Below are 13607 nucleotides of genomic sequence, written 5' to 3'. Positions count from 1 at the left end.
CCTGCCCGCCTAACCCCCCCCCCCCCCCCCACCCCCCCCCCCCCCCGCCCCCCCCCCCCCCCCCCCCCCCCCCCCCCCCCCCACCTCCGTGTGTGCCCTTCGGCCGGATCAGCCGCGGTTCGCCCGACGGCGGCGGACCACCAGCACGCCGCCCGCCGCGACCAGCGCCGCGGCCGCGGCCGACAGGGCACCCACCGGAGCACCGCTGCCGGTCTCCGCGAGGTCACCGCCGCCCTGCCCGGACGGCGCCGAGGACGGCGAGGCCGCCGGCGCCGACGAGGAACCGCCCGCGGTCGACGACGGGCTCGCACCCGACCCGGCCGACCCCGACGGCGAGGCCGAGGCACTCGCCGAAGCACTCGCCGAAGCCGAAGCGGAGGCGCTCGGCGTGCCGCCACCCTCCCCGGAGTCCTCGCAGTCCGCCCAGAAGACCTTGTGCTTGGCGGCGCCCTTCTCCCCCTCGAAGGTCCAGAAGAGCTTGTAGTGGCCGTCGGGCAGCTTCAGATCGTCACTGCGGCCGTGACCCTCGGCGTCCAGCGTCAGCTCACCGGACTTCACCGTCTCGCCCTTGACGTCGGCGGTCGGCGCCCAGGCCTCGATGTGCCAGTCCACCTCCTGCACACCGTCGAAACCGAAGGCGTCCAGGTAGAACGCGCAGACGTGCGGCTCGTTCCGGCGGAGCTCCTCGCCGGTGACCGCGTCGTGGATCTTGACGGTGCCGTTGTCCCCGGGAGCGGTACCGGGAGCGGCGTGGGCGGAGGGAACGGTCAACAGCGCGGCGGAGAAGCCGGCGACGAGAACACCGGCGCGGAGGAGGGTACGCATGGGCAGTCCATCTTCGAGAGGAGCGGCAGAAGATGTGGAGGGGGCGGCTCAGCATCCAGCCGCCACGACCGCCCGTCAAGTGACGGGACGCCCCCTCTGCCCCAAGCGCCACGTATCGCACCCACCGCGGCCCATAACGATCGGGGAACACGAAGATCGTCCCCGCACGGCCCCCTAACCCGGCTCACAGCACCAGGAACGTCGCCGTCAGAAAGGTGACCCCCGCACCCGCCATCAACCACGCCGCCCGCGTCAGCCGCAGACCCCCCGCCACCACCACCGAAGCCAGCAGCAACGCACCCGCCAGCGGCACCCACGCATACAGCAGCCCCGCCGGCCCCGTACGCACCACATGACCGCTGCCCGGCTTCACGGCAACCGAGTAGGTCCGCCCCTCCTTCACCGCCACCGACTGATCGATGACCACCCGCCCACGCGCCTGCGACCCCGACGACGTCGGCCGGAACGGCCCCCAACAGGCATCGTCCGCACAGGACGAGACCGTCATCGTCCCCTGCTCACGCCCCTTGGTCAGCATCACGTGCTGCGCGGTGCCCCAGGACCCCCAGACCCCCGCGACCAGGATCAGCGCGGCGACCGTACCCATCACCGCGAGCCGCCCGAACCGCAGCGCCGCGTACGCGCTCTGACTGGAGGACGCCTGGGGACACATGGCGGCGATCCTTGGCCATGGCCCTGCACCCGGTCAACCTGGCCGGGCGACAAGTCGGCAGTTGTCCCCCTACATCGACCGGCCCGCCGCACCGCTCACGAGTTGTACGTGCTCTGCGCCCGCTCCAGCCCCTCGATGACCAGAGCCTCCACCGCGTCCGCCGCACGGTCCACGAAGTAGTCCAGCTCCTTGCGCTCCGCCGACGCGAAGTCCTTCAGCACGAAATCCGCCACCTGCATCCGCCCCGGCGGACGCCCGATGCCGAAACGCACCCGGTGATAGTCCGAACCCATCACCTTCGTCATCGACTTCAGACCGTTGTGCCCGTTGTCGCCGCCCCCCAGCTTCAGCCGCAGCACCCCGTAGTCGATGTCCAACTCGTCGTGCACCGCCACCACATGACCCACCGGCACCTTGTAGAAGTCCCGCAGCGCGTTCACCGGGCCACCCGACAGGTTCATGTACGACATCGGCTTCGCCAGGATCACCCGGCGGTTCGCCGGCCCCGGCGGACCGATCCGGCCCTCGATCACCTGCGCCTGGGCCTTCCCGGCCCGCTTGAACTTCCCGCCCACCCGCGTCGCCAGCAGATCGGCCACCATGAAGCCCACGTTGTGCCGGTTCATCGCGTACTCGGGCCCCGGATTGCCCAGCCCCACGATCAGCCAGGGCGCAGAGGCGTCGGTCGTCACGTCCGTGTCTCCCATGTGTCCTTGAAAGGCGCCAGCCGCCGCTCCGGACCGGAGCGGCGGCTGACAACCGAGAAATCGGGGGTGATCAGGCCTCGGCGGCCTCGTCGCCCGCACCCTCGGACTCGCCCGCGGCCTCCTCGGCCTGCGCGGCCAGCACCTGCAGGACGACCGCGTCCTCGTCGATGGCCAGCTTCGTGCCCGACGGCAGCGGGATGTCCTTCGCGAGGATGGCGGCACCGGCCTCCAGGCCCTCGATCGACACCGTGACCGACTCCGGGATGTGCGTGGCCTCGGCCTCGACCGTCAGCGTGCTGAGCACGTGCTCCAGCAGGTAGGCGCCGGGAGCCAGCTCGCCCTCGGTGTGGACGTAGACCTCGACGGTGACCTTCTCGCCGCTGCGGACGAGCAGCAGGTCGACGTGCTCCAGGAAGCCCTTGATCGCGTCACGCTGCACGGCCTTCGGGATCGCCAGCTGCGTCTTGCCGTCGAGCTCCAGGGACAGCAGCACGTTCGGGGTACGCAGAGCGAGCAGCAGCTCGTGGCCCGGAAGCGTCACGTGGACCGGCTCGGAACCGTGACCGTAGACGACACCGGGAACCTTGCTGTCACGACGGATGCGGCGCGCGGCACCCTTGCCGAACTCGGTGCGGGTCTCGGCGGCGAGCTTGACCTCGGACATGTTCACTCCTCGTAGTACATGGGGAAAGTGGTCACCCGGCCACGAACGGCCTGCTACGAAGAGCGCGTCGATAACGGATCGCCGTACCCAAAACGGTACGGCCTCCCTCGCCGAGCAACTGTCACACCTTACTCGGCGGGAAGGCCGTACCAGAAATCGATCTTCAGCAAGCCCGCGGGCGGCTCACTGCTCCTCGAACAGGCTCGTCACCGAACCGTCCTCGAACACCTCGCGCACCGCGTTCGCGATCGTCGGCGCGATGGACAGCACCGTGATCTTGTCCAGCTCCAGCTCACCCGGCGTCGGCAGCGTGTCCGTGAACACGAACTCGCTCACCTTCGAGTTCTTCAGGCGATCCGCGGCCGGACCGGACAGCACACCGTGCGTCGCCGTCACGATCACGTCCTCCGCACCGTGCGCGAACAGCGCGTCCGCAGCCGCGCAGATCGTGCCACCCGTGTCGATCATGTCGTCGACCAGGACACAGACCCGGCCCTTCACGTCACCCACGACCTCGTGCACCGTCACCTGATTGGCGACGTCCTTGTCGCGACGCTTGTGCACGATCGCCAGCGGCGCGTCCAGCCGGTCGCACCAGCGGTCCGCGACGCGCACCCGGCCGGCGTCCGGCGACACCACCGTCAGCTTGCTGCGGTCGACCTTCGCGCCCACGTAGTCCGCCAGGATCGGCAGCGCGAACAGGTGGTCCACCGGGCCGTCGAAGAAGCCCTGGATCTGGTCCGTGTGCAGGTCGACCGTCAGGATCCGGTGCGCACCCGCGGTCTTCATCAGGTCCGCGATCAGACGCGCCGAGATCGGTTCACGCCCACGGTGCTTCTTGTCCTGCCGCGCGTAACCGTAGAACGGCACGATCACCGTGATGCTCCGAGCGGAAGCCCGCTTCAGAGCGTCGATCATGATCAACTGCTCCATGATCCACTTGTTGATCGGAGCCGTGTGGCTCTGCATCAGGAAGCAGTCGGCACCACGAGCCGACTCCTGATAACGGATGTAGATCTCACCGTTGGCGAAGTCGAAGGCCTTCGTCGGGACGACCCCGACACCCAGCTTGTGGGCGACCTCCTCGGCAAGCTCGGGGTGGGCGCGGCCGGAGAAGAACATCATCTTCTTCTCGCCGGTCGTCTTGATCCCGGTCACAGCACTGTCTCCTCAGAGGTGTCTCAGCTGGGCGTTGAGAAGTGATCTCAGCTGGGGGGTGCGGGTTGTGCACTTATCACGGTACGCCGTGTCCGACGTGCCGGTTTCCGGTCAGGCCTCGCCCTCCGGATCCCGGGAAGCCGCCTCCGCCGCCTTCGCGGCCGCACTCCCCGGACGCTTACGGGCCACCCAACCCTCGATATTCCGCTGCTGGCCACGGGCCACGGCCAGCGAACCGGGCGGCACATCCTTCGTGATCACCGAGCCCGCCGCGGTGTACGCGCCGTCCCCGACCGTGACAGGAGCCACAAACATGTTGTCCGAACCGGTACGGCAATGCGAGCCCACCGTCGTGTGGTGCTTCTCCTTGCCGTCGTAGTTCACGAACACGCTGGCCGCACCGATGTTGGAATACTCACCGATCGTCGCATCCCCCACATACGACAGATGCGGCACCTTCGTCCCCTCACCGATCGACGCGTTCTTCGTCTCCACGTACGTACCCACCTTGGCCTTCAGACCCAGACGCGTACCCGGACGCAGATAGGCGAACGGACCCACACTCGCCTGCGGACCCACCTCGGCGCCGTCCGCCACCGTGTTGTCCACCCGCGCACCCGCGCCCACCACCGTGTCCTTCAACCGGGTGTTCGGGCCGACCTCCGCGCCCTCGCCCAGATGCGTCGCCCCCTGGAGCTGCGTCCCCGGCAGCACCACCGCGTCCCGCTCGAACGTCACCGACACGTCCACCCACGTCGACGCCGGATCCACCACGGTCACACCCGCCAGCATCGCCCGCTCCAGCAGACGGTCGTTCAGGATGCGACGCGCCTCGGCCAGCTGCACACGGTTGTTGATACCGGCGATCTCCCGGTGATCACCCGCCACCGACGCACCCACCCGGTGACCCGCCTCCCGCAGGATCCCGAGCACGTCCGTCAGGTACTCCTCGCCCTGGCTGTTGTCCGTACGCACCTTGCCGAGCGCGTCCGCCAGCAACTGCCCGTCGAACGCGAACACCCCGGAGTTGATCTCGCGGATGGCGCGCTGCGACTCGCTCGCGTCCTTGTGCTCCACGATCGCGGTCACCGCGCCGCTCGCGCCGTCGCGCACGATGCGGCCGTACCCCGTCGCGTCCGGCACCTCCGCGGTCAGCACCGTGACCGCGTTGCCGTCCTCCGCGTGCGTGGCCGCGAGCCGTTCGAGGGTCCCGCCGGTCAGCAGCGGCGTGTCCCCGCAGACCACGACGACCGTCCCGTCGACCGGGCCGCCCAGCTCCTCCAGGCCCATCCGGACCGCGTGCCCGGTCCCGTTCTGCTCGGCCTGCACGGCCGTCCGCACTCCGGGGTCGGTCTCGGAGAGGTGCGCGGTGACCTTCTCGCGGGCGTGACCCACGACGACGACCAGGTTCTCGGGGTCCAACTCGCGCGCGGCGGCGAGCACATGGCCCACGAGCGAGCGGCCGCAGAGTTCGTGCAGGACCTTCGGTGTGGCCGACTTCATACGGGTGCCCTCACCCGCTGCAAGGACGACGACGGCTGCCGGGCGGTTGGCGCTCACGGGGATGCCCTTCGGCTACTGATGGCGGGGTGTGGACATCCGCAGGATACCGGGGCGTTTCGCCAGCGACATGAGAGCGGGCCCTGACAGAGCTGTCAGGGCCCGAACCGAGCACGGCTCCCCCGCCAGGACTCGAACCCGGACAGATGGCACCAAAAGCCACAGTGCTGCCAATTACACCACGGGGGAACAAGCGCGACTGAACCGGACATTCGGTCAGCCCGCCGAGTTGGCACCCAACACTATGCCGTACCAGGCACCTTCGATGCGACGGTACAGATCCGCGCTCCGGCGAACGTAGATGACGAGGCACCCGCGGTAGGCGTCGCCCACGTTCTTGCGCACCGTTTTCGGGTTGTGTTTCTTGAGTGTGGTCCGGTTGAAGCGGTGGTCACCCGGGCCGACATGGTCGGCCCAGAAGCGTTCGGCTCCTTCCACGTCCGCGGACTCGTGGATCATCACGCGAAGGCGCAGCCGGCTGCGGTCGACTCCGAGGAGGTCGAGCCAGGCGAGGAACACGGAGATCATTCCCGGGTCGCTGTTCACGAAGAGGACCTGCTCCCGGCGGCAGTAGGCCTTGTCCTTGCCGCCCTCGGCCCAGTAGAGGCCCACACCCACGAGGAACAGCTCGCGGTCGGAGAGCCGCCCGACCGCCGCGGCCGCCGTCTGCTTGGTCGCCTCGCGTTCGAGGTCCTGGGAAGCGCGCAGCCGCGCCAGCCCCGCGTTCATCCGTGCGCGTTGCTCCTCCGGGGTGCAGCGGGGTTCCGGGTGGGGCAGGTCGCGGACCCACAGCGACACCGAACTCTTGGAGCAGCCCAGTTCCGCCCGGATCTCGTCGTACGTCCAGCCGCGGAGGCGCAGCTCGCGGGCCCGGGCGCGCCGTTCGCCGTTCACCTTCGGCTTCGTCGGAGCGGAAGATTTGCCGTGTGCGTATGCCATGGGCAAAGCGTCGGTGCGGAATGTGGGGGTCCGGGGGTGGGGGGTGTGCGATTCAGCAGTTCGAGGGATTCCGGGTGGTTTCGCTTCTGTTCGATTACGGAGTGTGGTGTGAGCCGGTCGCGGAAACTCACCGGAAAACGGGCGGGGTGCGCCCGTAGGCTGGAGGCATGACCACGACGGGGGAAGACCACACCGCGGCCGGGAGAGGGCCGTGGTGGTGGGCGAAGTGGCGCAGTGCGGTGCTGGACGCCTGCCTGGCGCTGGCGTCCGCGATCGAGTGCGCGGCGGAGGGGATTCCGTTCGCGCGGGACGCGGGGCTGCCGCTCGCGGCCGGCATCGTGTTCGGACTTGTGGCCGGGTCGGTGCTGGTGCTGCGGCGGAAGTGGCCGATCGCGGTGGTGCTCGTCTCGATCGCGATCACGCCGGCCCAGATGGGTTTCCTGATGGGCGTCGTCGGGCTCTACACGCTCGCCGCGTCGGAGCTGCCGCGCCGGATCATCGGGGCGCTGGCGGGCATGTCCCTGGTGGGGACGCTGATCGTGACGTTCGTGCGGGCGCATCAGGACGTGGTGCGCGGGGACCTGACGATAGGGGACTGGTTCGTCCCGTTCCTGTCGATCACGACGTCGCTGGGGATGACGGCGCCTCCGGTGCTGCTGGGCCTGTATGTGGGGGCGCGGCGGCGGCTGATGGAGAGCCTGCGGGAGCGGGCGGATTCGCTGGAGCGGGAGTTGCAGCTGCTGGCGGAGCGGGCGGAGGAGCGCGCGGAGTGGGCGCGCAACGAGGAGCGGACGCGGATCGCCCGTGAGATGCACGACGTGGTGGCGCACCGGGTGAGTCTGATGGTGGTGCACGCGGCGGCGTTGCAGGCGGTGGCGCGGAAGGATCCGGAGAAGGCGGTGCGCAACGCCGCGCTGGTGGGGGACATGGGCCGGCAGGCGTTGACGGAGCTGCGGGAGATGCTGGGCGTGCTGCGGACGGGGGAGGTGGCGCACGCGCGGGTGGGGCGGGGTGCGTCGGTGCCGTTGGTGGCGGTGGGGGTGGCGGCTGCCGCGGCGGCGTCGCGGGCGGTGGACGAGGCGGCTGACGGGCCGTGTCTGGCGGAGCTGGACGAGTTGGTGGGGCAGTCGGCGGCGGCGGGGATGGCCGTGGATCTGTCGGTGGAGGGGGAGGTGCGGCCGTATGCGCCGGAGGTGGAGCAGACGGCGTACCGGGTGGTGCAGGAGGCGTTGACGAACGTGCACAAGCACGCGGCGGGGGCGAAGACGTATGTGCGTCTGGCGCATCGTTCGTCGGAGATCGCGATGCAGGTGGAGAACGAGCCGCCGCCGGAGCCGGGGTCCGCGTCGTCGGCGCGGTTGCCGAGCGGGGGCAACGGGCTGGTGGGGATGAAGGAGCGGGTGACGGCGCTGGGCGGGGTGTTCGTCTCGGGGCCGACGGATGCGGGGGGCTTCCGGGTGTCGGCGGTGCTGCCTGCGGTGTGAGGGGGCGCCCGGGTGGGGGTGGCCGGGCGCCGGGAGCCGGGTCAGGCGGCGGTGAGGCGTACCGGTTCGAGGCCGGTGAGGAGTGTGGTGAGGGCCTGGTCGACGTCGTGGCCGAGGTACCAGTCGCCGGTGTGGTCGAGGGTGTAGACGCGGCCTTCGGTGTCGATGGCGAGGGCGGCGCCGGTGTCGGTCTCCTCGCCGAGGGGGCAGACCTCGGTGTCGAGGGCGCGGCCGAGGTCGCCGAGGGTGCGGGCCATGTGGAGGCCGTGGAGCGGGTCGAGGTGGAGGGCGGCGGGGGCGACGCGGCGGCCGGGTCCCTGGGGGGTGATGCGGAGTCCGCCGAATTCGGCCCAGGCTTCCACGGCGGCGGGGAACACGGTGTGCCGGTGTCCGGCGGGCGAGGTGTGTCCGCGGAGGGTGTCGGCCCAGTATTCGGCCTGCTTTATGTCCCAGCGTCCCGGCTGCCAGCCCGCGTCGCGCAGGGCGGCGTCGACGGGGACGGAGAAGCGTGTGGTGGAGGTGCGGTCGGCGTGCATCTGCCCTTCGTTCGTCGAGTGTGGTTCACCGGCGTGGTCGCCGTGGTGCGTGGGTGTGCGGGGGGTGGGGGGCCGGTCAGTCGTCCTGTGCCGTCGGGTCGACGATGCGGACGCCGAAGTGGTCGCTGAGCGCGGTGCAGGAGCGGCAGGGGGTGGCGAAGCTGCCGTGCAGGGGGTCGCCGTCCTCGCGGATGCGCCGGGCGGTGAGTTTGGCGTGTTTGAGGGCTTTGCGGGCTTCGCCGTTGGTCATGGGCCGTCGGGCGGCGCGTTTGCTGCGGGTGGCGTCGACGGTCGTGATGTGGCGGGAGATGAGGATGGCCTCGGCGCAGCGGCCGGTGAAGCGGTCGCGCTGGGCGCTGGTGAGGGTGTCGAGGAAGTCCTGTACGAGGGGGTGGAGGGCGGGAGGCTGGTCGCCGCGGGCCGCCGTTCCGGTGAGGGTGGCGCCGCGTACGGAGAGGGCGGCGGCGACGGTGGGGAGTATGCCGTCGCGGCGGTGGAGGAGGGTGGGGGCCTCGGGCGTGCCGGTGCCGCTCCAGCCGACTCGTGGATCGCCGGACGTGCCCGTCTGTGTCGCGTTCATGGTTGCCATCCCCTCCCGGCCCGCGGCGGCGGTCGCTGATGCGGCCGCCCCCGGTGCGGACACAGACTGCCAAACGCCGTGGCTGGTGGGGAAGCTGGGGCGCCGCGACACGCCCGGTCTTCGGCTCAGGGTCACGGCGGGGTGACGGCAGGTCACGTAACCGGAGGCCCGGTGACCGGTGTCGTCGTACCGCATAGGCTGTCGACATCCGGGATCCATACAGCCATACGAAGAACGCCGCAGGGGGCTATCGCCATGACGACAGGTCGGCTCGGGCAGCAAGCCGCGCCGCCGAACGCGGCATACGCCGGGCAGGTCGTGCATTTCCCGGATCCGGTCCGGGCGACGCGTCACCCGGCAGGGGTACGGGTGGACGAGCACGGCTATCCCGATTTCTCGCCGTATGCGCGTGCCGCCGCGGAGATCGCCGAGCCTCCGGAGGGTTTCGGGGTCGACGAGTTGCGGTTGACGGACTACGTGTCGGCGAATGCGGCGCTGGCCGCGACCGGGCACGACCTGTGGGACACGATTCCGTCGGTGGCGACTCCGCACGGCTGGACCTGGCATCACGTGCCGGGTACGCGGCGGCTGGAGTTGGTGCCGGTCGAGGTGAAGGCGTTGCTGCGGCATCACGGTGGTCTCGCGACGGCCGCGGTCGACCAGGACAAGAGGGGTACGCGGCCGCTGCAGGAGACGCGGCCGGCGCATTTCGGTCTGCCGAAGTCGTCGGTGGCGGTGACGGAGCAGCAGGTGCTGGGTGTGGAGGAGGACCTGGGCTACCGGCTTCCGGGTGCCTACCGGTCGTTCCTGAAGGCGGCGGGCGGGTGTGCACCGGTGGGTGCGGCGCTGGACGCCGAGTTGGGGCTGCTGGTGGACCAGCCGCTGTTCACGGTGCGGGACGAGGCGGCGGTCAACGATCTGGTCTACATCAACAAGTGTCTGCGTGACCATCTGACCAAGGACTATCTGTGCGTCGGGTTCGTGCAGGGCGGTCTGCTGGCGGTGAAGGTCAAGGGTGAGCGGATCGGGTCGGTGTGGTTCTGCGCGTACGACGATGCGCGGGACCAGGACGCGTGGGCGCCGGCGGAGCGGGTGCAGCGGTTGCTGCTGCCGTGCGGTGACGACTTCGACCAGTTCCTGTCGCGGCTGGCGGGCAATCCGCCGGAGCTGGAGACCGTGGCGAATCTGATGGTGGACGGTGGGTTCGCGTACGCCGTGCCCGTCTCTTCGGTGGGGGAGTGAGCGTCCGATGGTGACCTTCGCGCAGGCGCAGGAGCGCGCGGAAGAGTGGATCAACGGGGACGTGGCCTCGTATCAGCACCGGGAGGTGCGGGTGCGGGAGTTCGATCTCGGGTTCGTGGTGTGGGCGGAGGACCGTGCGGACGGTCCGCGGTCGGACGGTGGTGCGCAGCGGCTGGTCATCGCGCGGGACAGCGGTGAGGCGACGTTGTGGCCGGCGTTGCCGGTGGGTGAGGTGATCCGCCGGTACGAGGAGGAGTACGGGGCGGTGGACGCGGTGCCGCAGCCGGCGCCGGCGCCTGCGCAGCGGGTCGATCTGAATCAGACGTCGTTCCTGTTGAGCCCTCCCGAGTGGCTCCAGGAGGCGGCTGACCGGATGGGGATTCCGGACCGTCGGGCGGGTGCGTCGGACGGGGCGGGGTCGCGTCCGGCCGCCGCGGAGGGATCGCCGGTGGGCGGTGCGTCCGCGAACGGCGGGGGTGGTGTGGTCGGCAACGGCCCGTCCACGCACGGGAGTTCGGGTTCCGGGGTGGCGGACGGCGTGGGTGCCGGGCCGGCTTCGGGTGCCGTGGGTCCGGCCGCTCCGGAAGGGGCGACGCCGTGGCCGGCGGCGGCCGTGGACGACGAGGTGCAGGACGCGCCGCCGCAGGACCGGGTGCCGTCGGCGGCTCCCGAGGGGGCGACGCCGTGGGCCGGTACGGACACCAACGCCGAGGCGGGTGAGGACCGTTCGGTGCCGTTGCCCGCGACGGTGTTCGCGCCGCCGCTGAGCGACTTCGACGACCGTGCGACGCCGCCGCCCGGGGTGACGCCGGACGCCAAGACGGCGCTGATCTCGGGTGGCAGTCAGCTGCCGCGGACGACGCTGGCTCCGGCGCTGGACGATCCGGGCGCCGCGCCGTCCGGTTCCGCGCAGGGGCCCGGGGGCGGTCCGGCCGCGCCCGCCGGCTCCTCGTACGGCTATCCGCAGGGCCCCGGCGGTCCGGGTACGCCGTCTCCGGGCGCTCCGGTGTCCGGGGGTCCCGGTACGCCGCCGCCCGGTGCGCAGGCGCCGGCCGGCCCTGGTACTCCGGCTCCCGGGACGCCTGTCCCCGGCGGTCCGGGTACGCCGCCTCACGGGGCGCCGGTGCCCGGCGGTCCGCAGGGCACGCCCGCGCCGGGTGTCCCGTCGTACGGCCATCCGCAGTCTCCGGCCGGTCCCGCTTCCGGTGCGCCGCAACCGCCCGCCGGGCCGGCGTCCGGGGGGCGCCCGCTGCCGCCGAACGCCGGTGACATCGCGGACGCCGCGACCAGCAAGGCGCAGCGGCCGCCGCGTGCCGCGCGGGCGGGCGGGGCGGCGACGCCTCCGTCGCCGGGTGCGCCGGGGACGCCGGGCGCGCGGCCGGGGAGTGCTCCCGCGCCGTCGGGCCCGGGTGCTCCGGCGGGCGGCTATGTGCCGACGCAGCTCGTCTCGCAGCTGGGTCCTGACGGTCCCGAGGGTCCCGGTGCGCCGTCCGGACCGCGGCCTCCGGGTGCGCCGACCCCGCCCGGTGGCACGCCTCCGGGCGACGCCCATCACGCGGCGACGATGCTGGCCGGTCCGGCCGTCGGCGGTCCGGGTGCCCCGCAGCCTCCGGGTCCTCCGGGTGCACCGCAGGCGCCGGGTGCGCCGAACCCGCCCGGTGGTACGCCTCCGGGCGGCCCCCACCACGCGGCGACGATGCTCGCCGGCCCTGCCGTGGGCGGTCCGGGTGCGCCCGGCGCGCCCCAGCCGCCCGGCGCTCCGGGGGCTCCCGGAGCACCGGGGGTTCCGCCGGCTCCGGGCACCGTGCACCACGCGGAGACGATGCTGGCCGGCCCCGCGGTCGGCGGTCCGGGTGCGCCCCCGCCGCCGCAGGCGCCGGGGATGCCGCCGGGGATGCCGCAGCCGATGCCGGGTCAGCCGATGCCCGGTCAGCAGCCTCCGGCGTACGGCTATCCGCAGGCCGGTCAGCCGACCGTCGGTCCCGGTTACCAGGCCGTGCTGCGCTACCGCGCCCAGGACGGTTCCGAGCAGCAGCTGATCCGGCGTTCCGCGCCGGGCACCCCGCACCCGGAGTGGCAGATCCTGCACGAGCTGCGGGCGATGAACGTGCCGCCGCAGCAGGTGCTGGAGCTGCACACGGAGCTGGAGTCGTGCGAGCTGCCGGGTGCGTACTGCGCGCGGATGATCCGGGAGACCTGGCCGCAGGCGCGGATCACCAGCATCGCCCCGTACGGCACGGATCACGCGAGCCGGCAGCAGGGCATGCACCAACTGCTCGCGCATCAGGGCGAGTTGCATCAGGTGGCGGACGGCCCGGCCCGGCCCGCGCCGGTGCGGGCGCCGATCCCGCCGGTGCAGCCCGCGCCGCCGGTCCCCCCGGAGGCCATCGCGCACGAACTGGCGGCGGCGTTCGGGCCGGGTGTCTTCCGTTTCGACCAGGCGGCGGTCTCCCGGCAGGGCGTGCCGCCGATCGTGGCGCACACCCTGGTGGTGGCGGGACTCCCGGTGGACATGGGCCCGTTCTTCTGGGCGCAGGCCCAGCCGGGCCGTCCGGTGCCGACGCTGGCGGAGCTGGCGCAGGAGCGCGGGGTGCAGCCGGCTCCGGACGCGGGCTCGTACCTGGTGATGGGCAGCGACTTCGGCCGGGCGGTCTGCGTCCAGTACGGCACGGCGAACATCGTGGCCGTCCCGGTGGAGGCCGGTCCCGGGGGCGGTTCGGTGCCGCCGCAGTTCGTGAACACGGGGCTGCCCGAGTTCGCGCGCTCCCTGGCGCTGCTGGGGCGGATGTGGCGGCTGCGGTTCGGTCTGAACCAGGAGCAGGCGGGACGCTGGACCGTCGACTTCCAGGCGCAGCTCGCCGCCCTCGACCCGGCGGCCCTGGGGTCGCCGGAGAGCTGGTGGTCGGTGCTGCTGGAGCAGATGTGGGACGGGCTGCTGTGAGCCGCCGTTGAGCGGTGGCGCGCTGTGCCCCAGGGGCGGACCCGGTCGAGTGACCGGGTCCGCCCCTTTTGCTGCGCCTTCCGACCGGAACGTCCGGGCGGAGTGTCGCGTTATGAACACTTGAGCCCGATCCATCAAGATATGCGCGAAAACAATACTTATTTCGCGTGTGTCCGGCGGAGAGGGGTTACAGGATGAGCAGTGCTCCGGTGTCGGGGGGGGGGGGGGGGGGGGGGGGGGGGGGGGAGCAAGTCCCGCAAGGGCGGGAGATTTTGGCGGCGTGCTCGTGGGAGAAGGG

General features: G+C 71.8%; 12 protein-coding genes and 1 tRNA gene. 3 read left to right on the top strand and 10 right to left on the bottom strand.

Annotated elements, in window-relative coordinates; all coding sequences use genetic code 11:
- Positions 1-108: 108 nt before the first annotated feature.
- The 8 genes from ACZ4NT_RS25445 to ACZ4NT_RS25410 form a co-directional block, all read right to left on the bottom strand.
- Positions 109-825, bottom strand: coding sequence for an LPXTG cell wall anchor domain-containing protein (locus tag ACZ4NT_RS25445; RefSeq protein WP_121402464.1), 717 nt, complete (start codon positions 823-825; stop codon positions 109-111).
- Between the two features lie 184 nt (positions 826-1009).
- A complete protein-coding gene (locus ACZ4NT_RS25440) occupies positions 1010-1498 on the bottom strand; it encodes a hypothetical protein (RefSeq protein WP_121402465.1) in 489 nt (162 codons plus the stop codon).
- A 95-nt stretch (positions 1499-1593) separates the two neighbouring features.
- Entirely contained in the window at positions 1594-2205 is a 612-nt protein-coding gene (gene pth / locus ACZ4NT_RS25435; RefSeq protein WP_121402466.1) for an aminoacyl-tRNA hydrolase, read from the bottom strand.
- A 70-nt stretch (positions 2206-2275) separates the two neighbouring features.
- Positions 2276-2869, bottom strand: coding sequence for a 50S ribosomal protein L25/general stress protein Ctc (locus tag ACZ4NT_RS25430; RefSeq protein WP_121402467.1), 594 nt, complete (start codon positions 2867-2869; stop codon positions 2276-2278).
- Between the two features lie 183 nt (positions 2870-3052).
- The gene (locus ACZ4NT_RS25425) at positions 3053-4027 is read right to left on the bottom strand and encodes a ribose-phosphate diphosphokinase (RefSeq protein WP_121402468.1); all 975 of its coding nucleotides are present in this window, start codon (positions 4025-4027) and stop codon (positions 3053-3055) included.
- 111 nt (positions 4028-4138) lie between these two features.
- Entirely contained in the window at positions 4139-5587 is a 1449-nt protein-coding gene (gene glmU / locus ACZ4NT_RS25420) for a bifunctional UDP-N-acetylglucosamine diphosphorylase/glucosamine-1-phosphate N-acetyltransferase GlmU (protein WP_467727781.1), read from the bottom strand.
- A 117-nt stretch (positions 5588-5704) separates the two neighbouring features.
- A tRNA-Gln gene (locus tag ACZ4NT_RS25415) sits at positions 5705-5776 on the bottom strand.
- Positions 5777-5803: 27 nt separating this feature from the next.
- On the bottom strand, positions 5804-6526 hold the full coding sequence (locus tag ACZ4NT_RS25410; RefSeq protein ID WP_467727779.1) for a helix-turn-helix domain-containing protein: 723 nt from the start codon (positions 6524-6526) through the stop codon (positions 5804-5806).
- A 167-nt stretch (positions 6527-6693) separates the two neighbouring features.
- Between ACZ4NT_RS25410 and ACZ4NT_RS25405 the strand changes: the two genes are divergently transcribed.
- Entirely contained in the window at positions 6694-8010 is a 1317-nt protein-coding gene (locus ACZ4NT_RS25405) for a histidine kinase (RefSeq protein WP_121402471.1), read from the top strand.
- Positions 8011-8051: 41 nt separating this feature from the next.
- Here the strand turns inward: ACZ4NT_RS25405 and ACZ4NT_RS25400 are convergent, their stop codons facing one another.
- Together ACZ4NT_RS25400 and ACZ4NT_RS25395 are read right to left on the bottom strand one after the other, a co-directional pair.
- Positions 8052-8546, bottom strand: coding sequence for an SUKH-3 domain-containing protein (locus ACZ4NT_RS25400; protein WP_121402472.1), 495 nt, complete (start codon positions 8544-8546; stop codon positions 8052-8054).
- A 76-nt stretch (positions 8547-8622) separates the two neighbouring features.
- Positions 8623-9135 carry a YwqJ-related putative deaminase gene (locus ACZ4NT_RS25395; protein ID WP_121402473.1) on the bottom strand — a complete coding sequence of 171 codons (513 nt, stop codon included), beginning with the start codon at positions 9133-9135 and terminating at the stop codon, positions 8623-8625.
- A gap of 246 nt (positions 9136-9381) precedes the next feature.
- On the opposite strand from ACZ4NT_RS25395, the gene ACZ4NT_RS25390 reads away from it, so the two are divergent.
- Entirely contained in the window at positions 9382-10368 is a 987-nt protein-coding gene (locus ACZ4NT_RS25390) for an SMI1/KNR4 family protein (protein ID WP_121402474.1), read from the top strand.
- A 7-nt stretch (positions 10369-10375) separates the two neighbouring features.
- On the top strand, positions 10376-13309 hold the full coding sequence (locus ACZ4NT_RS25385; RefSeq protein ID WP_467727775.1) for an SUKH-4 family immunity protein: 2934 nt from the start codon (positions 10376-10378) through the stop codon (positions 13307-13309).
- The last annotated feature ends 298 nt before the right edge of the window (positions 13310-13607 follow it).

This window comes from Streptomyces sp. NPDC026417, from assembly GCF_055567695.1.
Note: the sequence above shows the minus strand (reverse complement) of the source record. Positions and strands in the feature narration are given on the sequence as shown.